This is a genomic window from Stenotrophomonas sp. STEN087 (genome assembly GCF_056759115.1).
The window spans coordinates 1-25,930 of sequence record NZ_JBRRCR010000029.1 but is presented as its reverse complement, the minus strand read 5'-3'; the positions used below and the strand labels follow the sequence as shown (position 1 = coordinate 25,930).

Below are 25,930 nucleotides of genomic sequence, written 5' to 3'. Positions count from 1 at the left end.
CGGATCCTTGGACGTTGTAGGCGTGGCGGGACTTACTTCGGCGGCGGCGGTGCCAGCACCGTACGGTCGCCATTGTGCTCGGGAGCACTGACCACGCCGGCCGCTTCCATGGCCTCGATCAGTCGTGCCGCACGGTTGTAGCCGATCTTCAGGCGGCGCTGCACGCCGGAAATGGACGCGCGACGGGTCTCGGTGACCACGCGCAGCGCCTCGTCGTACAGCGGGTCGGACTCGTCGCCGGCCGCGCTGGTTTCCGGCAGGCCGGTGGCACCGACCACTACGCCATCGCCCATCGTCTGCACTTCGTCCAGCACGCCGTCGACATAGTCGGCCGGACCCATCGCCTTCAGGTGCTCGACTACGCGATGCACTTCATCGTCGGAGACGAACGCGCCGTGCACGCGCTCGGGCATGGCGGTGCCGGGCGGCAGGTACAGCATGTCGCCGTGGCCCAGCAGGGTTTCCGCGCCGGACTGGTCGAGGATGGTGCGCGAATCGATCTTCGAACTGACCTGGAACGCGATGCGGGTCGGAATGTTGGCCTTGATCAGGCCGGTGATGACGTCCACCGACGGGCGCTGGGTCGCCAGGATCAGATGGATGCCGGCCGCACGTGCCTTCTGTGCCAGGCGCGCGATCAGCTCTTCCACCTTCTTGCCGACGATCATCATCATGTCGGCGAATTCGTCGATGAAGATGACGATGAACGGCAGCGTCTCCAGCGGGCGCGGGGCTTCGCCGAGCTCCGGGTTCGGCTTGAACAGCGGATCCATCAGCGGCTGGCCCGCGTCCTGGGCGTCCTTCACCTTCTTGTTGAAGCCGGCCAGGTTGCGCACGCCCACCGCGCTCATCAGCTTGTACCGGCGCTCCATCTCGGCCACGCACCAGCGCAGGCCGTTGGCGGCCTCCTTCATGTCGGTGACCACCGGCGCCAGCAGGTGCGGGATGCCCTGGTAGACGCTCAGTTCGAGCATCTTCGGGTCGATCATCAGCATGCGCAGGTCTTTCGGCGAGGCCTTGAACAACAGGCTGAGCACCATGGCGTTGACCGCCACCGACTTGCCCGAACCGGTGGTACCAGCCACCAGCAGGTGCGGCATGCGCGCCAGGTCGGCCACGGTGGACCGGCCGGCGATGTCCTTACCCAGCGCCAGGGTCAGCACGCTGGCCGACTTGTCATACTCCTTCGAACGCAGCAGTTCGGAGAGGTAGATCATCTCGCGGGTGACGTTGGGAATCTCCAGCCCGATCACCGACTTGCCCGGAATGACGTCCACCACACGCACCGACTTCACCGACAGGCCGCGGGCGATGTCCTTGTCCAGCGAGCTGATCTGGCTGACCTTGATGCCCGGTGCCGGCTCGATCTCGAAGCGGGTGATGACCGGGCCGGGATTGGCGCCGACCACCTGCGCGTCGATGCGGAAATCCTTGAGCTTGAACTCGATCTGCCGAGACAGCGCGTCCAGGGTGTCCTTGTCGTAGCCAACAGGCTGCGGCTTCGGATCATCCAGCAGGGCCAGCGGCGGCAGGTCCGAGCCATCGCCGTTGACGCCACGGAACATCGGAATCTGCGTGTCGCGCTTGGCCCGGTCGCTCTTCTCGATCACCGGCTCCGGGCGCGGCTCGATCTTCACCGGTTCGCGCTTGGCGCGCACCTCGGCATCGGCCTTGCGCACTTCCTGACGCTCCTCGCGCATGGCGCGGGTCTGCTGCCACTCGGTGGCCTGCTCCTTCTTGCGTTCCAGCAACGGCGCCAGCGACATCACGCCACGGCCGATCTTCTCCATCACCGCGAACCACGACAGGCCGGTGGCCAGGGTGATCGAGGCCAGCAGCAGCACCAGCACGAACAGGTTCGCACCCAGCGCACCGAAGCCGACAGTGAGCGAGTTGCCGACCAGTTTGCCGAGGATGCCGCCCGCGCTGGACACGTCGCCACTGAACAGTCGAACGTGCAGGAAGCCGGTACCGGCGATCAGGAAGCCGACCAGACCGACCAGGCGCAGGGCCGGATCGAGATCGTTCTCGCCCTTGCTCTCACGCTTCAGGCCGAACATGGCGATCCACGCCAGCGCGCCGAGCACGACCGGCAGCAGGAAGGCGATGTAGCCGAACAGCTGCAGCAGCACGTCGGCGATCCACGCACCGGCGCGGCCGCCCATGTTGTGCACGGGCGCGACCACGCTGCCGGTGTGCGACCAGCCCGGATCACTGGCTGAATAGGTGAACAGGCTGGCGGCCAGATACAGCAGCGCCGGCGCGATGGCGATCAGGCCCAAGTCGCGCCAGAGGCGCTGACGGCGGGGATTGTCGGTCGTGGCCGCTGCCGCCGAGCGACGCGACGCCTTTTTGTCGTCGGACTTGGAGCGTTCGGGCACCTGCTTCGCCACCTTAGACCATACCTTTGGAATGCGCTGTTAGTGTTTGATAATAAACGACACGGCGTCAGTTTTCAGTCACGGGGGCCATCCAGGGTGCCGGCAGGCGCCAAAACCACCCGTGGGTGACGGCGTTCTGTTCATCGGCTTGAATCACCCCGCCCCAGCCGCCACTCTATGACCTGCCGAGGATGCTGCGCAAACATCGCCAGCGCCTTGTCCCATCTACCTTTTCGCGAGTTTACATGAGCACCAGCCTGCCCTCCCGCCACCAGCGCCTCGTCATCCTCGGTTCCGGCCCGGCCGGTTGGACCGCCGCCGTCTACGCCGCCCGCGCCAACCTGAAGCCGGTCGTCATCACCGGCCTGCAGCAGGGTGGCCAGCTGATGACCACCACCGAGGTGGACAACTGGCCGGGTGACGCCCACGGCCTGATGGGCCCGGACCTGATGGCGCGCATGCAGGCCCACGCCGAGCGCTTCGAGACCGAGGTCATCTTCGACCACATCCATACGGCCGACCTGTCCCAGCGTCCGTTCAAGCTGATCGGCGACAGCCACGAGTACACCTGCGATGCGCTGATCATCTCCACCGGCGCCACCGCCAAGTACCTGGGCATCCCGACCGAAGAGACCTTCAAGGGCCGTGGCGTCTCCGCCTGCGCCACCTGCGACGGCTTCTTCTACCGTGACCAGGATGTGGTCGTGGTCGGCGGCGGCAACACCGCTGTCGAAGAAGCCCTGTACCTGTCCAACATCGCCCGCAAGGTCTACCTGGTCCACCGCCGCGACACCCTGAAGGCGGAAAAGATCATGCAGGACAAGCTGTTCGCCAAGGTGGCGGCCGGCAAGATCGAGACCGTCTGGCACCACCAGGTGGAAGAAGTGCTGGGCAACGATGCCGGCGTGACCGGCGTGCGCGTGAAGTCGACCCTGGACGGCAGCACCCGCGATATCGATGCCCACGGCTTCTTCGTGGCGATCGGCCACCACCCGAATACCCAGCTGTTCGACGGCCAGCTGGCCATGAACAACGGCTACCTGGAAATCCGCTCGGGCCTGGGCGGCAACGCCACCCAGACCTCGGTGGAAGGCGTATTCGCCGCCGGCGACGTGGCCGACCAGCACTACCGCCAGGCGATCACCTCGGCCGGCTTCGGCTGCATGGCCGCACTGGACGCAGAGCGCTACCTGGATGCGCAGGGCAAGGCCAGCTGAGGCTTTGACCCAACGGTTGTAGCGTCGAGCCATGCTCGACTGAGGAAAACGGGCGCGAAAGCGCCCGTTTTTTCATCCTGCTGTCGCAGCCTCGACTCCGGCCGGGACAGCGGGGCTTGCAACCGCGCCTCCCGGGCCGCGGATGCACTCCGCATCGGAAGTGCCCATGCCCTGCGACCTCCTTTCGCGCGCCCTCTGAGCATCCTCCGCCTCCTGTCTGACTTCCGGGAAGTACGCTTCGATCTCGCGGCCGTCGTAGCGGAATGTAATTTCCTTTACTGGCGCAGCCCTTTGCGCAATGTGCGTCAAGCTATGACGGAATTCGTCATGCTGATCTTCGAAGCTGGCGCCGTAGTCATTCGGCAGGATCCCAGGACCAAAATGAATCCGAAGCGCGCCCTCCTTGAAGTCGAAGGAGACCTGCACACGGATATCGGTCGACTGCCCTTCAAGCCGCTCCATCCGATCAAGGATCTCCTGCGCCTTGAAGGTCAGTATCGCGTCAAGCTGTGCGTCGTTGTGCGGGGCGCTGGCCGCTAGCGATCCAGGATCCGCCATTGATGGCGTTGAGGCGAGAAGCGACGCAATTGCAAGGAGAGTGCATGGCGCGCCGCGAAGCAGCCAGGGCAGTGTCATGAGCTTGTTCTCCAGTTCGGGGCTTCGCAGCCGATGCGCTGACTCATCAATGTGACACCCACCCGAAATGAAGAACGAAACAAAGCTCACGCACTCAGGAATTGAAGAATTCCTTGCGGCATTCACGACACTCGGGCATTTACACGCTGAGGGATGCCAGCCCTACCCCTCACGCGCTCCGCCGCTGCCTCGACTCGCTGAAGGCCGCCCCCGCCGTCGCTCCTCCCCTGCCTCTCTTGCTGCATCGTCTGCAGCCTTGATCTCAGGAAAGTAGTACTCAGCCGGCTTTCCGTCATACAGATGGATGACACGATGAAAGGGCGCCACCTGCCCGGCCCAGTGCAGAAGCCCGAAGTTGATTTCGCTGGTCTGGTCCTCATACGACGGCCCATGGGTCTCAGGAAGGAATGATCGATCCAGCGAGATCATTACGACGCCCTTGCCGATATCAGCAACGACATCGACCCGACGGCTTCGCGCCTGACCATCCACCAGCTTGACGCGCTCAAAGATGTCGCGCGCCTTCTGGGTCAGCAGGTTATCGATCTCGGCATCGCGCTGGGCGACGCCAGGGGAATCGGCAGCCTGAGCAAGGCAGGGGGCGACTGCACTTCCAAGGACTGCCAACAGGAGAGGAAGGGCGATACGCTGAGAATTCCGGATCATCATGACTACTCCTCGCATGAAGTGGTTGCGCCGCTCCTGCGGCGCTCTCACACCCTGCGCAGCACCCTCCTTCCGATCCTCCACCGGGCACGCACAACCAAAGATTTCCAACTTTCCTCACGGCACCCCGAAACAGACCGGCCCGAATCTGCCAGTCCCGTTCGCACCCGACCTGCCCTATCCTTTCCTCCATGCCTTCCGCCCGCTTCCTCGACTCCCTGCAGGCTATTCCCGCCACCGACTGGAATGCGCCACACGACGACCGCAATCCCCTAGTCCGGTCAGGAAAACGGGCGCGAAGGCGCCCGTTTTTATGCCTCGCATCTAGTGGCTCGACGCACTCAGCTCCGGACGCACGCTTGAGTGAATTCCACCGGCGCCGCAGCGACGCCGTCTGCATCGCGTATCAGGACCTTCCAACGAACCGTGCCGGGCCGTGTGGAGGAGCAGCTGGCTCCAAACATCACAGGTGCGCTCGGATCATTGAACGTAGTCTTCAACGGAGTACAGAATCCAGGCCGGTCGCAATCCGCCACCCCGACTTCAAGCACGACCGGAAATTGGGGGTTGCCTGCGAACGTCACGTTGACATCCCGGGAGCTCTGGAGCGGGACCTCAATGTCAGGAAGAGGCTGTAACGCGAGCGGCTCGCAGGTTTTTCCTGTCGCCCAGAGACGGTAGCCCTTCTCAACCCCCTTCATTGAAGCTGAGCGGAATATCGGATCCTGCAGTGCCGCAGCGTCATCAGGGTTCGAGTGATAGGCGGTTTCGACGATGACGGAGGGCATCTTGCCGATGCGATTTTCGCCGTGAATTCCTCGATTTGAGGTTTCGCGAACCGGAAATGTCTCATATCCGGGCTGGGCCCGGATCAGCTCCCGCATTGAGCAGATAATACTGTCCGCCAATGGTTTGTCCTGCGCCTTGGTGTGACGGTAGTAAACCTCTGTGCCGCGAATGGCGGCCGAGTCATGACCATTCGAATGCAGGCTGATCAACACGTCCACGCCCAAATGATTCGCGTAGTTGGGCCGAGCCCGGATGTCCTCATCTTTCTCGCGTTCGGACGCCGTGCTGTTGGGAAATTCGTTCCACATGTCAGCACGCTCTGGAAACAGAGCCTTGAGGTGGTAGCGGGATGACATGTGCTCCCAAGGAAGGTTCGACTCAGGATGCAGCTCATTTGATCGACTCCGCGCCCGATGCACGACCAGGCCGCTCCGCTGTTCAATCAACGCTTGCAGCTCATCACCATAGACCGGGCTGAGGGTGTCTTCCTGGAGCCCAAGCGAAGCTGGCCGCTGGAACTTCCACTCTCTGCCGGGATGCAGGCTGATGTACCCATGACTCGACGAAACCAAGGCAGAACTGTGTGCTGATTTCCTCCCGCTCCGCATCGGAACACTCAAGTCCTCCGGGTAGTAGTCCTCCAAGGCCCTCCCCTCGAAAAGGAAGTGGATATCATTCACCTCCAGCCCAGACTTTTCTGCGAAGAAACGCAGCGAGGACGCCATTGGCTGTAGAAACAATTCGTCATAGCTGCCCTCCGGTCCCGGAAGGTATCCAGAGCCAAAGTTGATCGTCATTGATCGCTTAGTCACATCAAGACGGATGCTCACACTGACCTGCCTCAACTTTCCAGCCTTCTGAAGGTGGCGCGTCAACTGTCCGGCGGCTTCCTGCTCAAGCATTGCAACCACCTCGGTATAGATGCCCGGGTCTTCCATAACCACCGGAACCTCGACCCCGCGCCCCGATGCGTCTGACACACAGGTCATGGCACACGCAACCGCCACAACAGCTAGCTTCATCCTTTGCATTGCACGTTCCTCCCTTGGGTTTGATGCGCCGTTCTTGCGGCACCAACCCACCCTGCCCAACGTGACCTCTGTAGTTCTCCACCAGCCACGCACAACCAGAGATTTCCAACTTTCCTCACGCCGGCACCGAAACAGACCAGCCCGAATCCGCCAGTCCCGTTCGCACCCGACCTGCCCTATCCTTTCCTCCATGCCTTCCGCCCGCTTCCTCGACTCCCTGCAGGCCATTCCCGCCACCGACTGGGATGCGCTGCACGACGGCCGCAATCCCTTCGTCAGCCACGCCTTCCTGTCCGGACTGGAAGCCCACGGCTGCCTGCGCGACGACTGGGGCTGGCAGCCGCAGCATTTCACCCTGTGGGACGGCGGCACCCTGATCGGCGCCATCCCCGGGTACCTGAAGACCAACTCCCATGGCGAGTTCGTGTTCGACCATGCATGGGCCAACGCTTACGCGCGGCATGGTCGCGACTACTACCCGAAGTGGCTGGGCGCCGTGCCCTATTCGCCGGTGACCGGGCCGCGCCTGCTGACCCGTCACGTTTCAGACCGGCCTGCGCTGCTGTCAGCGCTTCGCGAGCAGCTGCCCGGGCTCGATGTGTCCTCGGCGCACATCAATTTCCACACCACCGACGACGACCAGGCCTTCAGCGATGACTGGCTGCTGCGCGAGGACGTGCAGTTCCAATGGCAGAACCCGGGCGACTGGACCACGTTCGAGCAGTTCCTCGGCGCGATGGATCACAAGCGACGCAAGAACATCCGCCAGGAACGCGCCAAGGTCGCCCGCCAGGGCATCCGTTTCCGGGTGGTGCACGGCGATGAGGCCAGCCGCGCCGACCTGCAGGCGATGTACAGCTTTTACCTGCAGACCTTCCTCGAGTACGGCAACGCACCGGCGCTGACCGAGGCGTTCCTGCGCCACCTTGCGATTTCGCTGGGGCGCGGGCTGGTGCTGTTCCTGGCCGAGTACGAGGGCGAACCCATTGCCGGTGCGCTGTGCCTGCGCGGTGGCGACACGCTGTACGGCCGCTACTGGGGCGGCGCCACCCTGCCTGGCCTGCACTTCGAGGCCTGCTACTACCAGGGCATCGAGTACTGCCTGCGCGAGGGACTGGCGCGTTTCGAGCCGGGCGCACAAGGCGAACACAAACTGGCGCGGGGATTCCTGCCTACGCTGGTGCGCAGCCGGCATTGGGTGGCCGATGCGGATTTTGCCGAGGCATTGCAGGAGTGGTGCCGACAGGAACGGCGCGACGTGCGTCGGTACCGGCAGGAATTGATGGGGCACAGCCCGTTCCGCGCGGACGGATGACGCGCCAACCCAAGCATTCGCGCGGGGCCGCGACGAATACAATGCCCGCATGACCCGCCCGCTGCCCTGGCGCCTGGCCGATGCGCCGGATTCGCCCTTCCCGCCAGCCGAAACCGCGCTGCGCAAACCCGACGGGCTGCTGGCGGTGGGGGGCGACCTGCATCCGTTGCGGCTGCTCAACGCCTATGCCGGCGGCATCTTTCCGTGGTTCAGCGAGGGCGAGCCGATCCTGTGGTGGTCGCCCGATCCGCGCATGGTCTTCCGCACCGATGGCGTGCACCTGTCCAGCCGCTTCCGCCGCCAGTTGCGCGCCCGCACCTGGGAAGTGACCGCCGATACCGCTTTCAATCGGGTGATGCGGGCCTGCGCCGCCGCACCTCGCCCGGGCCAGGACGGCACCTGGATCAGTCCGGAGATGGTGGACGCGTACAGCCACCTGCACGATCTCGGCTTCGCCCACTCGCTCGAGGTCTGGGACCAGCAGACCCTGGTCGGCGGCATCTACGGGGTGGCCATCGGCCGGATGTTCTTCGGCGAAAGCATGTTCAGCGGCGCCAGCGGCGGTTCCAAGATCGCCCTGGCGGCGCTGGCCGCGACCCTGCACCGCTGGGGCTGGCCGCTGGTCGATGCCCAGGTGGAGAATCCGCACCTGCTGCGGATGGGGGCAGTTCACCTGCCGCGCGAGGAATTCCTGCAGCATGTCCGCCAGGCGGTGCGCGAAGAGGGCCGTGAAGGCCCCTGGACCCAGGCCGTCGGACGCCTGCCTGCCCGGGATCTTGCGGGCAATTAACCAGATCTTTGCAAGCTGAGCGAAGGGCGCGTAAAATACCGCGCCTTAGGCCCAGCGTGGCCGTTTTCTGAACCGCACAGGACTACATGTCGAAAGACGATTCCATCGAGTTCGAGGGCACCGTCAGCGAGACGCTGCCGAACACCACTTTCCGCGTTCGTCTGGAAAATGGGCACGAAATCATCGCCCACATCTCCGGCCGCATGCGCAAGAACTACATCCGCATCCTCACCGGTGACCGGGTCAAGGTTGAAATGACCCCGTACGACCTGACCAAGGGTCGTATCACCTACCGCATGAAGTAAGCGGTCGGCGCTCTGCGCCATCCAGACGAGGCCGGCCTTGCTGCCGGCCTTTTGTCGTGCGCGGTGTTTGCGTGGCGTTTGCGCTTACGAATTTTCGTATAAGTCCGAAACCTGCAGCTGGGCGGGCGCACTAGACTTGGCGCGATATTCACACGCCCCTGGATGCATGACCTACCTGATTGCGCTGGACCCGCAGTCCGTGACCGCCCGCTGTTATGCCAGCAAAGGCCCCGATGGCACCTGGTTTGGCCAGCCCTGCCTAGTCTGCGCGGACATGGACGCTTCGCACCGGCTGTACCTGGCTGTCGAACGCGAGGTAAACCATGCCGGTTTCTCGCAGCGCCAGCGCCTGCACATCCCGCACGAGGCCGTGGCCTTCGTGATCGAGGGCCCCATGGACCAGGGCCGGCAGCTGGGATTCCGCGCGATCAACCCCTGAGCGGCACGCCCCCATGCCGGAGGTCACCGTGACCGGACTCACCATGGCATCGGTCAGGCCGCCTTGAGGCAGATTCGCATTCGCATCGGTGGCGGCAAAGTGGTACCCGATCCAGTCCGGATCGCCATCCCCTGCCCCGCCATGAACATGCATACCCTGCTCGCCTCCCTGGCCCTGTCTGCCGGCACCCTGCTGGCGATGCCCGCGCATGCCGCGGATGTACCTGCTGCCGGAACCGAAGACTGCATCCAGCTGGGCAGCGACCTTCAACTGGTGCGCGCCGGTGCATCACGCAACATCCTGCTGCGCAATGGCCAGGACCATTACCTCGTGCACTTCAAGGATGACTGCAGCAAGGCCGGCTACTCGCGCAAGCTGACGTTCGTGACTGATGGCGAGCAGGGCCAGGTCTGCGGCGCCGGGCGCACCGAACTGCGCACCGACGGCGGTTACTGCGCCGTTGCCAGCGTCGAGCCGATCGATGCGACGGCCTTCAGGCAGAAGGCACGCCAACGCAGCCGTTGATGGCAGATATAACAAGGGCGGCCGAAGCCGCCCTTGTTGAAACCGGTGGTGCAGATGTCAGCCTTCGCGCGCGGCGAGAAGCGACTGCACTGTCGGCTGCTCGCGCTGCCGCGCAAGCCAGAGATCGTAATTCGACTGCAACCCCATCCAGAACACAGCCGTACTCACGCCCGCCATTTCCAGGCGGATGGCGAGGTCCGGACTTATGCCCGCCTTACCGTTGATGACGCGGGAAAGCGCCACGCGCGACATCGCCAAGCGGTCGGCAGCCTCAGTGACGGATAGCGAGGCCGGGTCAAACACCATGGCCTTCAGCGTTTCGCCAGGATGGGGATGGTGATGGATCATGCGGTTCTCAGTGATAGTCCTGATAGTCCAGTAACTCGACATCGCCACCGACGAATTGAAACGTGATCCGCCAATTCCCGTTGACCCACACGGACCAATGACCTTTCAAGGCGCCCCTGAGCCCATGCAGCCGCAGGCCTGGCATCACAAGATCCTGAGGCCCGGAAGCGGCATCAAGGATTGAAAGAATCAACAACAGCCTGCCAGCGTGGCTCTGGCGAACACCCCGGGTCGAACCGGTGGTGTAGAGCCGCTCGAGGCCCTTGTGTCGGAAACTCAGAATCAAGACTGTATCCCGTATCGTTACGCGATACAAGATGACTTCCGTATCGCTGTACGGCAGACGTTTGCCTTGATTCCCTGCACATGCAAGGCCGTGCGCGACAAGCAGATACAACAAGGGCGGCCGAAGCCGCCCTTGTCCTGCAACATCCATCAACCCACGCCCTTACTCCACCGTTGCCGGCAGCAGGCGCTCCGGTTCGGCGTGGCTCTCGACCACCAGCTCGTCGTCGCGCACGTCGATGCTGACGCGACCGCCATCGACCAGCTTGCCGAACAGCAGTTCGTCGGCCAGCGGACGCTTGATCTTGTCCTGGATCATGCGCGCCATCGGGCGGGCACCCATCAGCGGGTCGAAGCCGTGGTGGGCGAGCCAGTCGCGCGCGGTCGGGGTGGCCGACAGGCTGACGTGCTTTTCCTGCAGCAGCATTTCCAGCTCGATCAGGAACTTGTCGACCACGCGCAGGATGTGCTCGAAGCCCAGCGGCTGGAACTGCACCACCGCATCGAGGCGGTTGCGGAATTCCGGCGTGAAGCTGCGGCGGATGATCTCCATCGCGTCGGTGGCATGGTCCTGCTTGGTGAAGCCGATCGAACGCCGCGAGGCCTGGGCCGCGCCGGCATTGGTGGTCATCACCAGCACCACGTTCTTGAAGTTGGCTTCGCGGCCGTTGGTATCGGTCAGCACGCCGCGGTCCATCACCTGCAACAGGATGTTGAAGATGTCCGGGTGGGCTTTCTCGATTTCATCCAGCAGCAGCACGCAGTGCGGCGTCTTGACGATCTTCTCGGTCAGCAGGCCACCCTGGTCGAAGCCGACGTAGCCCGGGGGCGCACCGATCAGGCGGCTGATCGAATGCGCTTCCATGTACTCGGACATGTCGAAGCGGACCAGCTCGATGCCCAGCTGCAGCGCCAGCTGCTTGGTCACCTCGGTCTTGCCCACGCCGGTGGGGCCGGCGAACAGGAAGTTGCCGATCGGCTTTTCCGGATTGCCCAGGCCCGAGCGGGCCAGCTTGATGGCCGAAGCCAGGGTGCCGATGGCCGGATCCTGCCCGAAGATCACCATCTTCAGGTTGCGCTCCAGGTGCTGCAGCACGTCCTTGTCGGTCGCGCTGACCTGCTTGGCCGGGATGCGGGCCATCTTGGCGATGATCGCCTCGACTTCCTCGACGTCGATCAGCTCCTTGCGCTGGCCTTCCGGCAGCAGGCGCTGGCGGGCGCCGGCCTCGTCGATGACGTCAATGGCCTTGTCAGGCAGCAGGCGGTCGGCGATGTGCTTCACCGACAGGTCCACTGCGGCCTGCAGCGCCTCGTCCGAATAGGTCACGCCGTGGTGGGCCTCGTACTTGCTCTTCAGGCCCTGCAGGATCTCGTAGGTTTCGCCTACGGTCGGCTCGACGATGTCGATCTTCTGGAAGCGCCGCGCCAGGGCACGGTCCTTCTCGAAGATGCCCCGGTATTCCTGGAAGGTGGTCGAGCCGATGCAGCGCAGCTCGCCCGAGGCCAGGGCCGGCTTGATCAGGTTGGAGGCGTCCATGGTGCCGCCCGACGCGGAACCGGCACCAATGATGGTGTGGATCTCGTCGATGAACAGCACCGCGTTGGGCACCTTCTTCAGCGCGGTCAGCACGCCCTTCAGGCGCTTCTCGAAATCGCCGCGGTACTTGGTGCCGGCCACCAGCGCGCCCAGGTCGAGCGAATAGATGACGGCATCGGCCAGCACGTCCGGCACGGAGCCTTCGACGATACGACGGGCCAGACCCTCGGCAATGGCGGTCTTGCCCACGCCGGCCTCACCCACGTACAGCGGGTTGTTCTTGCGGCGGCGGCACAGGACCTGGATGGTGCGCTCGATCTCGTCGGCGCGACCGACCAGCGGGTCGATGCGACCGGACCGGGCCTGTTCGTTGAGGTTGCTGGCGAATTCGGTCAGGGCATCGCCCTTGGGCTCACCGTCCCCGCCCTCCATGCGGCCCTCGCCCTCGGGGGAAGACGGCTGCTCGCCCTCCTCGCCCAGCTTGGCGATGCCATGGGACAGGTAATTGACCACGTCCAGCCGGGTGACGTCCTGCTGGTTGAGGTAATAGACGGCGTGGGAGTCCTTTTCGCCGAAGATGGCGACCAGCACGTTGGCGCCGGTGACCTCCTTCTTGCCCGAGGACTGCACGTGGTACACGGCCCGCTGCAGCACGCGCTGGAAGCCCAGGGTCGGCTGGGTATCGCGGCCATCGTCTTCGGCCAGGCGGGACACGGAGGCCTCGATGGCCTGCTCCAGCTCCTGGCGCAGGCGTTCGGCGTCGGCGCCGCAGGCCTTGAGCACGGCCTGGGCAGACGGGTTGTCGAGCAGTGCCAGCAGCAGGTGTTCGACCGTCATGAATTCATGCCGGGCCTCACGGGCACGCTTGTAGCACTGGCCGATGGTGTGTTCGAGGTCTTTGCTGAACATGGATTACTCCGGCGGCAGATGGGGACAATATGCGGCCTGACTACGCGATTTCCATCACCCTAGCGGATTGCTGCGTTCAGATGGCGTTAGCAGTGCGGATTGCTTGATCATCGTTCACGCCCGGGGCGCCCGCCGGAGCTTCGGCGAACCCTACCCGAGCCACCAGCGATTGCCACGTGATGACCCGCAAGGCGCCCCGCCCGGGTTCTTTGCGGGCAAGGCAGGCGGATTGAACGTGAGCACGCAGACGGGGCCAGAGAACGGCCATGGCTGGAACAGTGCGGATTACCGGCGATGCGCCGGGATCAGGCCTTTTCCATCGTGCACAGCAGCGGATGCTGGTTCATGCGCGAGTACTCGTTGACCTGGGCGACCTTGGTCTCGGCCACTTCGCGGGTGAACACCCCGCAGACACCGCGGCCGCGGGTATGGACGTGCAGCATCACCTGCGTGGCCTTGTCCAGGTCCATGCTGAAGAACTGCTGCAGGACGTCCACCACGAAATCCATCGGGGTGTAGTCGTCGTTGAGGATCATGACCTGGTAGAACGGCGGCGGCGCCACTTCCGGGCGCGCGGGCTCCACGGCAATACCGTGATCGTGATGGGATTCGGGGGAAGACTCGCGGGGCATCTGGACATTATAGAGGGTGCGACGGTCCTGCGTCGGCCCGCCGCGGAATGGACGGCACGCACGGCCGCCGTCACAATCAACGCCTGTCCCCCACGTTTCACAGGATTTTCATGAAAAGGACCCTTCTGCCTGCCCTGCTGTTCGCCCTGGCCGCCGCCGGCAGTGCCGGTGCCGCGACCGCCGCAGAGAGCAGCAAGGCCGACGCCGCCATCGCCCGCCACCTGGAAAAGCTGGGCTACACCTTCGAGGTGGACGAGGACGGCGATTACCAGATGGTGTTCGACGTGGAAGGCGATCGCACCCAGATCGTCTACGTGCGTTCGGCCGTGGAGGACTTCGGCAGCCACAACATCCGTGAGATCTGGTCGCCGGGCTATGTGTCCAAGACCGCGCAGTTCCCCGAAGCCGTGGCCAACCGCATGCTGGAAGACTCCCAGGACGCCAAGATGGGCGGCTGGGTGAAGCAGGACAAGACCGCCATGTTCGTGGTGAAAATCGACGCCGATGCCACCACCGACCAGCTCAGCGACGCCATCGATGCGGCCATCCGTACCGCCGATGCGATGGAGCTGGAGCTGACCAAGAAGGACGACCTCTGAGTTGAACGCTGTGCAGGACCCGCGCTGGGCACCGCATGCCACCGTGGCCACCTTGGTGGTCGACGGCGGCCGCGTGCTGCTGGTGGAAGAAACCATCGAGGGGCGGCAGGTGCTGAACCAGCCCGCCGGCCACCTGGAACCGGGCGAGAGCCTGGCCGCCGCCGCCCTGCGCGAGACACGCGAGGAAACCGGCTGGACGGTGGAACTGACCGCCTTCATCGGCTGCTACCAGTGGACCGCGCCTGACGGCACGGCGTTCCTGCGCTTCTGCTACGCCGCCCGCCCGCTCTCGCACGACCCCGAGCAGCCGCTGGATACCGGAATCGACCGCGCCCTGTGGCTGGACCCGGCCGAGCTGCAGGCCGCCGGGTCGCGCCTGCGCAGCCCGCTGGTCTGGCAGGTGGTGGCCGACTACCTGGCCGGCCAGCGCCATCCGCTTTCCCTGGTCCAGGAGGTCGCATGAGCAGCCCACGGGTGATGGTCGGCGTGTCCGGCGGCGTGGATTCGTCCGTGGCCGCCTGGCGCCTGGTGCAGCAGGGCGAGGCCGTGGCCGGCCTGTTCATGCAGAACTGGGCCGACGATGGCAGCGGCGACTGCCGTGCCGAGGATGACCGCCGCGACGCGGTGGCCGTCTGCGGCCTGCTCGGCATCCCGTTCCACTTCCGCGATTTTTCCAGCGAGTACTGGGAGGGCGTGTTCGAGCACTTCCTGGCCGAGTACGCCGCCGGCCGCACGCCCAACCCGGACGTGCTGTGCAACCGCGAAGTGAAGTTCAAGCATTTCCTGGACGCCGCCCGCGAGCTGGGGGCCGAGCGCATCGCCACCGGCCACTACGCGCGGGTCGCCCAGCGCGGCCAGCAGTGGCTGTTGCTGCGTGGCGCCGACCGATCCAAGGACCAGAGCTACTTCCTGCACCAGCTGGGGCAGGAACAGCTGGCCGCCACCCTGTTCCCGATTGGCGACCTGGAAAAGAGCGACCTGCGCCGGATCGCCCGCGACGTCAGCCTGCCGACCCATGCCAAGAAGGATTCGACCGGCATCTGCTTCATCGGCGAGCGTGACTTCCGCGAGTTCCTCGGCCGCTACCTGCCGGCGAAGACCGGCCAGATCCTCGACCCGGCCGACGGCAGCGTCATCGCCGAGCACCCGGGCGTGTTCTATTTCACCCTGGGCCAGCGCGAGGGCCTGAACATCGGCGGCGTGCGCGGCCGCCCGGCGGCGCCGTGGTACGTGGTCGGCAAGGACGTGGCCAGCAACGTGCTGTACGTGGACCAGGACCGGGACAGCAAGTGGATGCTGTCCGACCGCCTGCGCTCGGAAACCGCGCACTGGATTGCCGGGGCCCCGCCGGCCCGCCGCTTCGAGTGCACGGCACAGACCCGCTACCGGCAGCCGGACGAGCCGTGTACGGTCGAGGTGCTGGACGATGGCAGCGTGCAGGTGACCTTCGCCCGCCCGCAGCGGGCCGTGACCCCGGGGCAGTCGCTGGTGCTGTATGACGGCGACGTCTGCCTGGGCGGCGCGGTCATCGCCGCCACCGATGCGCCGCTGGAACAGCGCCTGCGCACCACCCCTTCTCCTTTTGAGGTAATCGCTGCATGAGTTTCACTGTCGACGACCGCGTCCTGGCCCTGGCCGGCATTGCCCAGGCCCTGCAGCAGGTACGCCGTATCGCCGATACCGGCCATTCCGACGCCGCGGCGGTACGTACCGCGGTGGACAGCGTGTTCCGCATCGATGCCGCCTCCCCGCAGGAGGTCTTCGGTGACCGCGACGCGCTGAAATCCGGCCTGCGCCTGCTGCACAACTACTTCCGCAACCAGGGCCAGGACCCGATCCTGCCCAAGCTGGCCCTGTCGGTGCTGCAGCTGGAGCGGCGGTTCGTGCAGGACGGCGCCACCGTGAACAAGGTCGCCTCGGGCATCGAGCGTGCCCAGCGCCAGGCCGCCGAGCTGGGCGACAGCGGCCACCCGGACGTGCTGGCCAGCCTGGGCGGCCTCTACGCCGACACCATCAGCCACCTCAAGCCGCGCGTCATGGTGCAGGGCAACCCGCACTACCTGGGCCAGGCCGGGGTGGTGGCCGAGATCCGCGCGCTGCTGCTGGCCGCCGTGCGTGCGGCCGTGCTCTGGCGGCAGCTGGGCGGCAGCTACTGGGACTTCCTGCTCAGCCGCAAGGCGATGACCGAAGCCGTGGACCGGCAGCTGGCCTGAGGGGCCTTGGGGTCAGAGCCCTTTTCCGTGGAAAAGGGATCCGCCCCCGCGGCTGACCCCTGACGCACCGGGGCGTCGGAAATCCGGCGCATCCAGAAGCCACATCGACGTTAAAGAGAAAGGGGGTACGGCCGATACATCCTCCGTGCACCTCCCGAGAACGTCCATGTACTCACGCATTTTCATCCGTCTGGCCGCCCCCCTGGCCTTGACCCTGCTGCTCCCCTTCGCCATCGGTTTCGAATGGCCGGCCGCCCTGCGTTGGGCGATCCTGACCACGATGACGCTGAGCTGGCTGGGCTTTGCGTGGTGGACCACCCGCGCCCAGGCGCAGCGTTCCCCGGAACATGCCCGTGTCCTGCGTGAGCAGGACCAGCTGCTGACCGAACTGCGCAGCTTCGTCGGCAACGAGATCGACGGCTCGCGTGGCGAAGTCGAACGCGCCCGTGACCTGATCCGCCAGGCCGTCTCCAGCCTGGGTGGCAGCTTCGATGCGATGAACCGCAAGTCGCGCCAGCAGAGCCAGGCCCTGTCGCGCATCGTCGACCGCGCCGGTGACGAAGGCAATGCCGGCCTCGACGTCGCCCGCTTCGCCCAGCACGCCAACCACCGCATGGAACAGCTGGTGGAAGCGCTGGAACAGGTGAGCGGCCAGAGCAGCACCACCGTGCAGCACATCGACCAGATGGCCCAGCACCTGGACGGCATCTTCGCCCTGCTTGAAGACGTCAAGTCGATTGCCGACCAGACCAACCTGCTGGCGCTGAACGCGGCCATCGAAGCGGCCCGTGCCGGTGAAGCCGGTCGTGGCTTCGCGGTGGTGGCCGACGAAGTGCGCAACCTGTCCGAGCGCTCGACCACCTTCAACGAACAGATCCGCAAGCTGGCCCACAGCTCCAAGGACGCCATCGCCAAGGTGCGCGAGACCGTCTCGCACATGGCCTCGCGTGACATGGACCGTTCCCGCGAAGCACGCCAGGAAGCGGCGGCGATGCTGGACAACGTGGCGCAGATCAATGCCTCGCTGGGCGATGGCATGCGCGAAGTGTCCGAGTGCGCCCGTTCGATCGACGGCAGCGTGGCCGAGGCCGTGCGCGCCCTGCAGTTCGAAGACATCGCCACCCAGGCCCTGGGCGGCGTGCACACCCATCTGGACCGCCTGACCGCGATCAACCGCGAAGCCGTGGCCCTGCAGGAACTGCTGCACCGTAACGGCGGCGTGTTCGACGAAGAGATCGCCACCGCCCTGCAGCGCACCGGCAGCCGCCTGCGCGAACTGCGCAGCGAGTGGGAGCGCCCGCCGCACAAGCCGGTGGCCCAGCAGAACATGGGCGCCGGCACGGTCGAGCTGTTCTGATCCTGATGTCCGCTGCCTGCTCCGGCAGCCCGCAAGGCCCCGGTCATTCCGGGGCCTTTGCCTGTAACCTGCCGTTGGATGCCCCCGACCCGCGCACCATGACCCTGATCCGCGCCCTGCCCCCGATCGACCCCACCGAACGCCCGCGCAACCCGAGCGTGCGCGAACAGCTGCAGCAGCTGGAGGCGGTCGCACGCGAGGAGATCGAGGAGCTGAGGCAGCTGGCCGATGCCCGCCCTGCCCCACACGCACCCGCGGGTGAACTGCTGGGGATGGCCTGGGATCTCGGGCTGGATGGGGATTCGCTGTAGATCCACGCCATGCGTGGATGGGCTGTCGCCCATGGCATGATGCGCCGGTCCCGTTCATGGAAGACCGATGGCCATCGCCCTGATCGCTTTGTTGCTGATCGAAGTCCTGCTGCTGTTGTTCTGGGCGCCGTTTTTCTTTCGCACCGGCATCATCCTGTTCAACCAGCGGGTCGCGGCTTCGCCGGCTGAACTCAGCCAGTTGTCGCTGGCCGGACTGGACCACGATCTTCCCATCGAAAAATGGCTGCGCCTGGCGTTCCATGCCCTGCCCGACGGCAGCGTGGCCTTCCGTGAGAGCTTCGAGCCGTCCTTCCAGGGACGCTATTTCGGGTTGATGCGGGGCCTGATCGTGGTCGACACGCGGCGGCGCGAGGTGCGCGTGATCGGTCGATGCAGCTGGTTCGCGCTGATCCTGACCCTGCTGGTGGTACCTATCATGCTGGTGCGGCCGATGGCATGGCCGATGCTGGTGTGTCCGCTGATTTTCTACATGGGCTACCGCATCCAGCGGCGGCGTTATGCCAACGTGGTCGAGGCAATACGGGCACGGCTGCGCTCGAAACTCCCGCAGCGGTTCGTTGGCCAGTAGATCCGCGCCATGCGTGGATGAGCATCCGCGCCGACCAACGGTCGGCACCCACCAAGGCAAAGCCCGGAAGTAGATCCACGCCATGCGTGGATGATCGCGAGCGCAGGCATCAGTGCCGACCAACGGTCGGCACCCACCAGGGCACAGACCAATGCCGCCGGGCATGGCCCGGCGCTACCGTCACCGGGCCAGGGCCACTTCCGGGGTGGCGTGCTGCTGGCGCAGCCACAGCGCCAGGTCGCGCGGGCTGAGCGGACGCGAGTACAGGTAGCCCTGGATCTCGTCGCAGCCCTGCCGGCGCAGCACGTCTTCTTCCTGGTGCGTTTCCACGCCTTCGGCCACCACCTTCATGCCCAGCGCGTGACCGAGGTGGACGATGGCCTGGGTGACTTCGGCCGTGCCGGTGTCGTGCAGCATGCCCTGCACGAAACTGCGGTCGATCTTCAGGCGCCCTACCGGGAAGCGGTTGAGGTAATGCAGGTTGGAGAAGCCGGTGCCGAAGTCGTCCACCGCCAGCGGCACGCCGTGCCGTTCCAGCACGTCGAAACAGTGGCGCAGGATGTCGGTGTCACGGATCAGCGCCGATTCGGTCAGTTCCAGCTCCAGCCGCTGCGGCGGCCAGCCATGGGCGTGGCAGATTTCGATCACACGCTCGGCGAACCCGCGGTCACGCAGCTGCACGGCCGAGACGTTCACCGCGATGCGCTCGAAACGCAGGCCGGCACGATCCCACGCCGCCGCCTGGCGGCAGGCTTCGGACAGCACCCAGTCGCCGATGCGGACGATCTCGCCGCACTTCTCGGCAATGGGAATGAACTCGGCCGGGCTGCAGTAGCCCACGCCGGGACGATGCCAGCGCAGCAGCGCTTCGATGGCCGGCGGTTCACCGTGATGGGCATGCAGCAGCGGCTGGTAGGCCAGGCTGAACTCCTCGCGCTCGATGGCACCGTGCAGGCCATGCTCGATCTCCAGCCGGCGCTGGATGCGCGCCAGGGCGTCCTGGCTGTAGTACTGATACGTGTTGCGCCCGGCTTCCTTGGCCGCGTACATCGCCGCGTCGGCGGCACGCAGCAGGGAGTCGAAATCGGTCTGGCTGTCGCCGAGCATGGCGATGCCCACGCTGGCGCCGACCTTCAGGGTGGTATCGCCACGGCGCAGCGGCTCGGCCAGCGAGCCGATCAGCTTGCGCGCCACGTGGCCGGCATCCTCCGGCTCGGCCAGGTCGCGCAGCACCACAATGAATTCGTCGCCGCTGAAGCGGCCGAACAGATCGTTGTTGCGCAGGTTCTGGTGCAGGCGGGTGGCGGCGGCCTTCAGCAGCGCATCGCCGGTGGCGTGGCCGAAGCTGTCGTTGATGTTCTTGAAGCCATCCAGGTCAATGAACAGCATCGCCAGCGAGGTGCCGCGGTCGCGGGCCTCCTCGATGGCCTCGGCGGTCTGCTCGCCCAGCAGCGCGCGGTTGGGCAGGCCGGTCAGCAGGTCGTAGTGGGCCAGCAGCTCGATGCGTTCGTTGGCTTCGCGCTCGCGGGTGATGTCACGGAACAGGACCACGAAGCGCGGCGGCAGGCCGTCGCGACGATCCAGTTCAATCAACACCTGCACCCACACGCGCAGGCCGGACTGGCGGTAGAAGCACAGGTCCAACTGCTCGGGCAGGCCACCACCGGCGATACGCAGCAGCGCCGCCTCGAAGTGCGCGCGCGAATCCTCGGTGTACAGCGCCAGCGCCTGGTCCAGGGTGATCGGCTCCTTGCGCAGGCCGTGGATGCGGTAGCACTCCTCGGTCCACTGCATGTGCCGGGTGCTGACCTCGATCTCGCAGCCACCGATGCGGCCCAGCGCGGAGACACGGTTCAGCAGTTCGGTGCGCCAGCGGATGAGCGCATCGGTCTGGTGCTGTTCGGTGATGTTCTGCACCTGCCCCAGCAGGCGCTTGGGATGGCCATCCATGTCCAGCAGCGGCTGCATCCACAGACGCAGATGCTGGGACGGCTCACTGCCGCGGGTCAGTTCCAGTTCCAGGTTGGCGGCACGGCCGTCGCGCCACAGCCGGCGCCAGGCCGCACGCAGCGCGCCGCGCGAACGCGGGTGCAGCTGCTTGAGCCAGCGCCGCTGGCCGGGCACTTCGCCAGGTGCCAGGGCCAGCAGCGAGCGCAGCTCGGGCGACCACCAGAACCGGTGGTCGGTGGGGTCGAACGACCAGCTGCCCATGCTGGCGATGCGCTGGGCCTCGCTCAGGTGCAGCTGCTGTTCCTGCAGCAGCGCTTCCAGCTGTTTCTGCTGCTCGATGTCGGTATGGGTGCCGACCATGCGCAGCGGCTGTCCATCGGCGGTACGTGCAACCACGCGACCGCGGTCGAGCACCCAGCGCCACTGGCCATCCTCCTGGCGGAAGCGGAACTGGGCGCTGTACTGCTCGCTGTGGCCGCGCAGGTGCTCGTCCAGCGCCGCACGCATGTCGGCCAGGTCATCGCCGTGGACGCGGGACATGATGTTGTGGGCGGTCTCATCCACCAGCGAAGGCGTCCGTACCACCCGGTCGCTGGGAATGTCCCAGTCCCACAGGCTGTGGCCGGCGCTCTCCAGCGCCAGTTCCCAACGGCCACCGGCATCGACCGGCACCGGCTCGGGCACGCTGAGGGTGAAGGCCAGCAGGTTGCCGCTGCCATCGTGCACGGCGCGCAGGTAGCCGTCGTAGTGGCCGCGCGGGCCGCCCGGCAGGGTGCAGGCGACGATGCCACCGTCGGCCGCCAGCAGGCGCAGGTCCTCCAGCATCGGCGCGTAGGCGGCCACCGTCGCCGGCAGGCCGTGTTCGCGCGCGGCCGGATTGGCTGCAAGCGGACGGCCGCCACGGTCGACGATGACCAGCGCCGAGGCAAGCGGGTGCTGCAGCAGGCTGGCGATGATCCCTTGGTCCACGCGATGTTGCTCCGGAATGGCGCGCCCGACAGCGGGGCACGCAGTGGTTAACGGCGCCTGCGGCGGATAATTGAGTGCCTGGACGCGGTCGCGCGTTAATATGGCTGGCGCCCCCTCCCCCTGCCCTGTCCATGCCCGCAGAACCGACCGGCACCGCCCCCGCTCCCGACCCGCAGATGGCGAAGGCGCTGGGTCGTGACCGTCGTCGGGTGGTGCTGACCTATCTGGTGCTGGCGCTGGCCTGGATGATCGCCACCGATGGCGCCATGGCGGCACTGATATCGGACCCGCGGCAGCTGGCGTTCTGGCAGACCGTGAAGGACGCCTTCTTCGCCTTCGCCAGCGCCGGCCTGCTGTACCTGCTGCTGCGCCCGTTGGCCGAGCATGTGCTGCGCACCCATGCGCGCCTGCAGGGCTCGGAGCTGCGCCTGCGGCAGATGTTCGAGGGCAACCCCGGACCGATCCTGGTCTACGACCTGGACAGCCTGGCCATCCTCGACGCCAACCCGGCCGCCTGCCTGGCCTTCGGCTGGGAGCGCGACGCGCTGCTGGAGCAGACCATCGACGTGCTGTGGCCACCCGGCGACAGGCTGATCCTGCAGAACAAGCTGGAGGCGATCCGCGAGGCGCCCGAGCAGATCTGCGTGCTGCGCACCCCGCTGCAGCTGCGCGATGGCAGCCGCCGGCAGATGGAACTGCGCTCGAACGCGATCGACTACGACGGCCACAACGCCCGCCTGCTGATCGCCATCGACCGCACCGCCGAGGACCTGGCCCAGCTGCGCCGCGACCAGGCCCAGGCCCGCGTGGAAGAGGCACACGAACTGGCCCGCATCGGCGCCTGGCAGCTGGACCCTTCCAGCGGCCTCGGCCGCTACTCCAGCCAGGTGTACCGCCTGCTGGGCCGCCGCCCGCCCGAGGCGCGGCGCTGGCATCGCTTCGATGAACTGCTGGTGCCGGCCGACCCGACCACGGCCGCGCAGACCGAACAGCTGCTGGCCGAGCTGTGCACCGACCCCAAGCTGCAGGTGGATGTGCTGCTGCCCGTGCTGTCGATGGATGGCCGTACCCTGATGGTGCACCTGCGCGCGGCCTGTGGCACGGACGAGGCCGGCCGCGAGCGGGTGCTGGGCACCCTGCAGGACGTGACCGAGCGCGAGCAGTCGCGACGCCTGCTGCGTGAGCGCGAGGAGCAGTTCCGCGAGCTGGTGCGGGTGCTCCCCGACGGCGTGGTGATCCTGTCCGACGAGCACGTGCTGTATGCCAACGCCTGGGCCGCGGCCCTGTTCGGCTATGGCAGCCAGACCCTGCTGGGCGAGCCGCTGGATGCACTGGTGGACCCGGCGGAACTGGACCGGGTGCGCCTGCAGCTGCGCGCCGGCCAGCCGCAGCACAGCCCCGGGCACAACAGCGTGGTGGTGATGCAGCGCGCCGATGGCCGCCGCTTCCACGCCGGCCTGGCGGTGGGCGAAGTGCGCTACGGCGGCCGCGACTGCAAGCTGCTGATCGTGCGAGACCTGAGCGAATCCGAGCGCACGCGCACCGCGCTGGAAACCAGCAACCGCGAACTGCAGGCCATGGCCGGCCGCCTGTTCTCGCTGCAGGAGGACGAGCGCCGCGCCATCTCGCGCGACCTGCACGATGACATCGGCCAGGCCATCACCGCCATCAAGCTTTCCGCCTACGCCGCGCAGGATGAAGCAGACGCACGACGCCGCAGCGAGGACCTGGCGCAGATCGTCAGCCTGGCCGATACCACCGTGGCCAAGCTGCGCGACATCTCCACCCTGCTGCGCCCGCCGCAGCTGGACGCCCTGGGCCTGGAGGCGGCACTGAGCTGGCAGGCACGGGTGCTGTTCCGTTCCTCGCCGGTGGAGCTGCTGGCCGAGATCGACACCCTGCCCTCGCGCCCGGACAACAGCATCGAACAGGCCTGTTTCCGCATCGCCCAGGAAAGTCTGACCAACGTGCTGCGCCACGCCCGTGCCAGCCAGGTGCAGCTGCAGCTGCGCGATGTCGACCAGCGCGGCCTGCACCTGCTGATCCGCGATGACGGCGAGGGTTTCGACCCGGACGGCCCTCGCGGCCTGGGCCTGATCGTGATGCGCGAACGTGCGCAGAGCGTCGGCGGCAACGTCCGCATCGAGTCGGCGCATGGCGCCGGTACGCTCGTCGACGTCCATCTTCCTTACCAGGCGGTCACTGCGACCGCCGCTGATTCCCCGGAACACTGAGCCATGTGGAACCCCAACATGCCCCCTGTCAGCATCGACGACGCCCCCGATCGGTTGGGCGCCGGCAACCCCGAGCTGCAGGCCATGGTCACCGAAGCCGCCTCCGGCGGCACCCCGCTGATGCTGATGCACGTGGATATCGACCACTTCGCATCGGTCAACGAAAACATGAGTGCCGAGGTCGGCGACCAGGCGCTGGTGCTGGTCGCGCAGCGCCTGCAGTCCTACCTGCGCGGCCGCGGCAAGCTGTGGCGCCACGGCAGCGATGAATTCCTGCTGGCCGTGCCGCGCACCGCCGACCTGCCGCTGCCGGAAGACTTCGCCGAAGAAATCCGCCAGCAGATGGAGCTGCCGCTGTCGGTGCTGCCGTACACGCTGTTCATGACCGGCAAGCTGGGCGTGAGCCTGTGCCCGGAGCACGCCAGCAACGCCTCGCGCCTGCTCGACCATGCCGAGGATGCGCTGTACCAGGCGGCCCGCGAAGGCGGCAATGCGGTGCGCATCCACGCGGTGGACACCCCGCCGAGCGCGCACAGCGAGAGCATCATCGCCCGCCAGATCGTCGATGCGATCCCCAATGGCGAACTCAAGCTGCGCTACCAGCCGCTGGTCAGCGCCCGCGACGGCCACGTGGTGGGCATGGAAGCGCTGCTGCGCTGGCAGTCACCGACCCTGGGCATGCTGGTGCCGGAGCGCTTCATGCGCACCGCCGAGCGCCTCGGCATCATCGTGCAGATCGGCACCTGGGTGCTGGAAGGTGCACTGAAGCAGGCGCGGCTGTGGCGCGACCAGGGCTTCGATGACTTCACCATCGCGGTGAACGTGTCGACCCTGCAGCTGCTGCGCCCGAACTTCTTCGCCGAGGTGATGGGACTGATCCAGGCCGCGGGCGTGCCGGCGCAGATGCTGACGCTGGAGATCAACGAAAGCGCGCTGACCAACAACGTCAACTTCGTCCACGAGACCCTGGCCAACCTGCGCAACGAAGGCATCAGCCTGAGTCTGGACAACTTCGGTACCGGCGATTCCAGCCTCAGCGCGCTGGTGCGCTACCCGGTGGACAAGCTGAAGATCGACCGCAGCTTCATCAAGAGCGCGCCGGCCGGCAATCGCGAGGCCGCCATCGCCCGCGCGATCATCGCCATGGGCCACCAGCTGGGCATGACGGTGATTGCCAACGGGGTGGAATCGCAGGCACAGCTGGGCTTCCTGCGTCGCAACGACTGCGACGTGTTTCAGGGCTACCTGTTCGGCGAGCCGATGTCGGCCGATGCCGCCGGCATGACCCTGCGCCGCCGCTACCTGCGCCCGGAAGCGTTCGCCGAGACCCGTCCGGACCGCACCCTGCTGCTGCTGGACGACGAGGAGAACGTGCTGCGTTCGCTGGTGCGCCTGTTCCGTCGCGATGGCTACCGCATCCTGGCTGCAGGCAACGTGCGCGATGCCTTCGACCTGCTGGCGATCAACGACGTGCAGGTGATCCTGTCCGACCAGCGCATGAGCGACATGAGCGGCACCGAGTTCCTGGGCCGGGTGAAGATGCTGTACCCGGATACGATCCGCCTGGTGCTGTCCGGCTACACCGATCTGAACACGGTGACCGATGCAATCAACCGCGGCGCGATCTACCGCTTCCTGACCAAGCCCTGGAACGACGATGAGCTGCGCAAGCACATCCACCAGGCGTTCCGCACGTACGAGGAACAGCGGCGCAGCAATGCCGGGCCGACGGCGGTGGAAGCGGCGGATGCAGGCGAGGATCGCTCGCCGCTGCGGTGAGGGAAGCCGCCCGGGCAAGCCCCCGCGGACACCAGACCGCCGGGTACCCCCCGCCCACGCCCCCGCCATAGACCGCCCCAAACCCCGGCCCGCCGCCGGGTCATTCGGCACGCCCCCCCCCCAC

The 25,930-nt window shown here is 66.3% G+C and carries 24 protein-coding genes; 15 read left to right on the top strand and 9 right to left on the bottom strand.

The features are described from left to right. Positions 1–32: 32 nt before the first annotated feature. Positions 33–2,393, bottom strand: coding sequence for a DNA translocase FtsK (locus tag ACVOK1_RS09965; RefSeq protein WP_200753125.1), 2,361 nt, complete (start codon positions 2,391–2,393; stop codon positions 33–35). A 233-nt stretch (positions 2,394–2,626) separates the two neighbouring features. Here ACVOK1_RS09965 and trxB point away from each other — a divergent pair, with 233 nt between their 5' ends. Continuing rightward, positions 2,627–3,598 carry a thioredoxin-disulfide reductase gene (gene trxB, locus ACVOK1_RS09960; protein ID WP_079221869.1) on the top strand — a complete coding sequence of 324 codons (972 nt, stop codon included), beginning with the start codon at positions 2,627–2,629 and terminating at the stop codon, positions 3,596–3,598. A gap of 72 nt (positions 3,599–3,670) precedes the next feature. Here the strand turns inward: trxB and ACVOK1_RS09955 are convergent, their stop codons facing one another. From ACVOK1_RS09955 to ACVOK1_RS09945, 3 genes are all read right to left on the bottom strand, one after another. Beyond that, a complete protein-coding gene (locus tag ACVOK1_RS09955; RefSeq protein ID WP_481561926.1) occupies positions 3,671–4,324 on the bottom strand; it encodes a hypothetical protein in 654 nt (217 codons plus the stop codon). A 72-nt stretch (positions 4,325–4,396) separates the two neighbouring features. Further along, positions 4,397–4,903, bottom strand: coding sequence for a hypothetical protein (locus tag ACVOK1_RS09950; RefSeq protein ID WP_481561925.1), 507 nt, complete (start codon positions 4,901–4,903; stop codon positions 4,397–4,399). Between the two features lie 338 nt (positions 4,904–5,241). Next, on the bottom strand, positions 5,242–6,720 hold the full coding sequence (locus tag ACVOK1_RS09945) for an N-acetylmuramoyl-L-alanine amidase family protein (protein ID WP_481561923.1): 1,479 nt from the start codon (positions 6,718–6,720) through the stop codon (positions 5,242–5,244). A gap of 190 nt (positions 6,721–6,910) precedes the next feature. Between ACVOK1_RS09945 and ACVOK1_RS09940 the strand changes: the two genes are divergently transcribed. The 5 genes from ACVOK1_RS09940 to ACVOK1_RS09920 all read left to right on the top strand — a co-directional run bounded on the left by ACVOK1_RS09940 (position 6,911) and on the right by ACVOK1_RS09920 (position 10,094). Further along, on the top strand, positions 6,911–8,035 hold the full coding sequence (locus tag ACVOK1_RS09940) for a GNAT family N-acetyltransferase (protein ID WP_481561922.1): 1,125 nt from the start codon (positions 6,911–6,913) through the stop codon (positions 8,033–8,035). A 49-nt stretch (positions 8,036–8,084) separates the two neighbouring features. Beyond that, complete coding sequence (gene aat / locus ACVOK1_RS09935) at positions 8,085–8,825, top strand: leucyl/phenylalanyl-tRNA--protein transferase (protein WP_481561921.1); 741 nt, start codon at positions 8,085–8,087, stop codon at positions 8,823–8,825. 86 nt (positions 8,826–8,911) lie between these two features. Continuing rightward, a complete protein-coding gene (infA, locus tag ACVOK1_RS09930; protein WP_005409596.1) occupies positions 8,912–9,130 on the top strand; it encodes a translation initiation factor IF-1 in 219 nt (72 codons plus the stop codon). Positions 9,131–9,296: 166 nt separating this feature from the next. Beyond that, entirely contained in the window at positions 9,297–9,569 is a 273-nt protein-coding gene (locus ACVOK1_RS09925; protein WP_481561920.1) for a hypothetical protein, read from the top strand. 141 nt (positions 9,570–9,710) lie between these two features. Then, positions 9,711–10,094, top strand: coding sequence for a hypothetical protein (locus ACVOK1_RS09920; RefSeq protein WP_481561919.1), 384 nt, complete (start codon positions 9,711–9,713; stop codon positions 10,092–10,094). Between the two features lie 57 nt (positions 10,095–10,151). On the opposite strand, the gene ACVOK1_RS09915 is transcribed toward ACVOK1_RS09920, so the two are convergent. From ACVOK1_RS09915 to clpS, 4 genes are all read right to left on the bottom strand, one after another. Beyond that, the gene (locus tag ACVOK1_RS09915; protein WP_164074048.1) at positions 10,152–10,442 is read right to left on the bottom strand and encodes a HigA family addiction module antitoxin; all 291 of its coding nucleotides are present in this window, start codon (positions 10,440–10,442) and stop codon (positions 10,152–10,154) included. 7 nt (positions 10,443–10,449) lie between these two features. After that, positions 10,450–10,878, bottom strand: coding sequence for a type II toxin-antitoxin system RelE/ParE family toxin (locus ACVOK1_RS09910; RefSeq protein WP_481561918.1), 429 nt, complete (start codon positions 10,876–10,878; stop codon positions 10,450–10,452). A gap of 12 nt (positions 10,879–10,890) precedes the next feature. Next, positions 10,891–13,173 carry an ATP-dependent Clp protease ATP-binding subunit ClpA gene (gene clpA, locus ACVOK1_RS09905; RefSeq protein WP_481561917.1) on the bottom strand — a complete coding sequence of 761 codons (2,283 nt, stop codon included), beginning with the start codon at positions 13,171–13,173 and terminating at the stop codon, positions 10,891–10,893. A gap of 305 nt (positions 13,174–13,478) precedes the next feature. Beyond that, positions 13,479–13,805: an ATP-dependent Clp protease adapter ClpS gene (gene clpS, locus ACVOK1_RS09900; protein WP_079221861.1), complete on the bottom strand. Its 327-nt coding sequence runs from the start codon at positions 13,803–13,805 to the stop codon at positions 13,479–13,481. Positions 13,806–13,915: 110 nt separating this feature from the next. On the opposite strand from clpS, the gene ACVOK1_RS09895 reads away from it, so the two are divergent. The 7 genes from ACVOK1_RS09895 (at position 13,916) to ACVOK1_RS09865 (ending at position 18,874) form a co-directional block, all read left to right on the top strand. Beyond that, positions 13,916–14,404: a hypothetical protein gene (locus ACVOK1_RS09895; RefSeq protein ID WP_108768831.1), complete on the top strand. Its 489-nt coding sequence runs from the start codon at positions 13,916–13,918 to the stop codon at positions 14,402–14,404. A gap of 1 nt (position 14,405) precedes the next feature. Then, a complete protein-coding gene (locus tag ACVOK1_RS09890) occupies positions 14,406–14,867 on the top strand; it encodes an NUDIX hydrolase (protein WP_108768830.1) in 462 nt (153 codons plus the stop codon). Further along, positions 14,864–16,006, top strand: coding sequence for a tRNA 2-thiouridine(34) synthase MnmA (gene mnmA / locus ACVOK1_RS09885; protein ID WP_481561916.1), 1,143 nt, complete (start codon positions 14,864–14,866; stop codon positions 16,004–16,006). The genes ACVOK1_RS09890 and mnmA overlap by 4 nt, the downstream gene beginning before the upstream one ends. Then, positions 16,003–16,617: a high frequency lysogenization protein HflD gene (gene hflD / locus ACVOK1_RS09880; RefSeq protein ID WP_108768828.1), complete on the top strand. Its 615-nt coding sequence runs from the start codon at positions 16,003–16,005 to the stop codon at positions 16,615–16,617. Before mnmA ends, hflD begins: the two co-directional genes overlap by 4 nt. A 166-nt stretch (positions 16,618–16,783) precedes the next feature. Beyond that, positions 16,784–17,974 carry a methyl-accepting chemotaxis protein gene (locus ACVOK1_RS09875; protein WP_108768827.1) on the top strand — a complete coding sequence of 397 codons (1,191 nt, stop codon included), beginning with the start codon at positions 16,784–16,786 and terminating at the stop codon, positions 17,972–17,974. 98 nt (positions 17,975–18,072) lie between these two features. Beyond that, entirely contained in the window at positions 18,073–18,285 is a 213-nt protein-coding gene (locus ACVOK1_RS09870; RefSeq protein WP_481561915.1) for a hypothetical protein, read from the top strand. A 67-nt stretch (positions 18,286–18,352) separates the two neighbouring features. After that, positions 18,353–18,874 carry a hypothetical protein gene (locus ACVOK1_RS09865; RefSeq protein ID WP_481561914.1) on the top strand — a complete coding sequence of 174 codons (522 nt, stop codon included), beginning with the start codon at positions 18,353–18,355 and terminating at the stop codon, positions 18,872–18,874. A 180-nt stretch (positions 18,875–19,054) separates the two neighbouring features. Here the strand turns inward: ACVOK1_RS09865 and ACVOK1_RS09860 are convergent, their stop codons facing one another. Then, positions 19,055–21,793 carry a bifunctional diguanylate cyclase/phosphodiesterase gene (locus tag ACVOK1_RS09860; protein WP_481561913.1) on the bottom strand — a complete coding sequence of 913 codons (2,739 nt, stop codon included), beginning with the start codon at positions 21,791–21,793 and terminating at the stop codon, positions 19,055–19,057. A 131-nt stretch (positions 21,794–21,924) separates the two neighbouring features. On the opposite strand from ACVOK1_RS09860, the gene ACVOK1_RS09855 reads away from it, so the two are divergent. Together ACVOK1_RS09855 and ACVOK1_RS09850 are read left to right on the top strand one after the other, a co-directional pair. Then, positions 21,925–24,027 (top strand): sensor histidine kinase, encoded by a 2,103-nt coding sequence (locus ACVOK1_RS09855; protein WP_481561912.1) that lies wholly within the window; start codon positions 21,925–21,927, stop codon positions 24,025–24,027. 3 nt (positions 24,028–24,030) lie between these two features. Then, positions 24,031–25,806: an EAL domain-containing protein gene (locus tag ACVOK1_RS09850; RefSeq protein WP_108768823.1), complete on the top strand. Its 1,776-nt coding sequence runs from the start codon at positions 24,031–24,033 to the stop codon at positions 25,804–25,806. Positions 25,807–25,930 lie beyond the last annotated feature (124 nt).

What these genes read in the sequence shown, in the direction of transcription:
- ACVOK1_RS09875 (WP_108768827.1), top strand. Translation starts at nt 16,784, where the DNA reads ATGTACTCACGCATTTTCATCCGTCTGGCCGCCCCCCTGGCCTTGACC.
- clpA (WP_481561917.1), bottom strand. Translation starts at nt 13,173, where the DNA reads ATGTTCAGCAAAGACCTCGAACACACCATCGGCCAGTGCTACAAGCGT.
- infA (WP_005409596.1), top strand. Translation starts at nt 8,912, where the DNA reads ATGTCGAAAGACGATTCCATCGAGTTCGAGGGCACCGTCAGCGAGACG.
- ACVOK1_RS09850 (WP_108768823.1), top strand. Translation starts at nt 24,031, where the DNA reads ATGTGGAACCCCAACATGCCCCCTGTCAGCATCGACGACGCCCCCGAT.
- ACVOK1_RS09940 (WP_481561922.1), top strand. Translation starts at nt 6,911, where the DNA reads ATGCCTTCCGCCCGCTTCCTCGACTCCCTGCAGGCCATTCCCGCCACC.
- mnmA (WP_481561916.1), top strand. Translation starts at nt 14,864, where the DNA reads ATGAGCAGCCCACGGGTGATGGTCGGCGTGTCCGGCGGCGTGGATTCG.
- trxB (WP_079221869.1), top strand. Translation starts at nt 2,627, where the DNA reads ATGAGCACCAGCCTGCCCTCCCGCCACCAGCGCCTCGTCATCCTCGGT.
- clpS (WP_079221861.1), bottom strand. Translation starts at nt 13,805, where the DNA reads ATGCCCCGCGAGTCTTCCCCCGAATCCCATCACGATCACGGTATTGCC.
- ACVOK1_RS09945 (WP_481561923.1), bottom strand. Translation starts at nt 6,720, where the DNA reads ATGCAAAGGATGAAGCTAGCTGTTGTGGCGGTTGCGTGTGCCATGACC.
- aat (WP_481561921.1), top strand. Translation starts at nt 8,085, where the DNA reads ATGACCCGCCCGCTGCCCTGGCGCCTGGCCGATGCGCCGGATTCGCCC.
- ACVOK1_RS09865 (WP_481561914.1), top strand. Translation starts at nt 18,353, where the DNA reads ATGGCCATCGCCCTGATCGCTTTGTTGCTGATCGAAGTCCTGCTGCTG.
- ACVOK1_RS09855 (WP_481561912.1), top strand. Translation starts at nt 21,925, where the DNA reads ATGCCCGCAGAACCGACCGGCACCGCCCCCGCTCCCGACCCGCAGATG.
- ACVOK1_RS09870 (WP_481561915.1), top strand. Translation starts at nt 18,073, where the DNA reads ATGACCCTGATCCGCGCCCTGCCCCCGATCGACCCCACCGAACGCCCG.
- ACVOK1_RS09915 (WP_164074048.1), bottom strand. Translation starts at nt 10,442, where the DNA reads ATGATCCATCACCATCCCCATCCTGGCGAAACGCTGAAGGCCATGGTG.
- ACVOK1_RS09920 (WP_481561919.1), top strand. Translation starts at nt 9,711, where the DNA reads ATGAACATGCATACCCTGCTCGCCTCCCTGGCCCTGTCTGCCGGCACC.
- ACVOK1_RS09910 (WP_481561918.1), bottom strand. Translation starts at nt 10,878, where the DNA reads ATGGATGTTGCAGGACAAGGGCGGCTTCGGCCGCCCTTGTTGTATCTG.
- hflD (WP_108768828.1), top strand. Translation starts at nt 16,003, where the DNA reads ATGAGTTTCACTGTCGACGACCGCGTCCTGGCCCTGGCCGGCATTGCC.
- ACVOK1_RS09950 (WP_481561925.1), bottom strand. Translation starts at nt 4,903, where the DNA reads ATGATGATCCGGAATTCTCAGCGTATCGCCCTTCCTCTCCTGTTGGCA.
- ACVOK1_RS09925 (WP_481561920.1), top strand. Translation starts at nt 9,297, where the DNA reads ATGACCTACCTGATTGCGCTGGACCCGCAGTCCGTGACCGCCCGCTGT.
- ACVOK1_RS09895 (WP_108768831.1), top strand. Translation starts at nt 13,916, where the DNA reads ATGAAAAGGACCCTTCTGCCTGCCCTGCTGTTCGCCCTGGCCGCCGCC.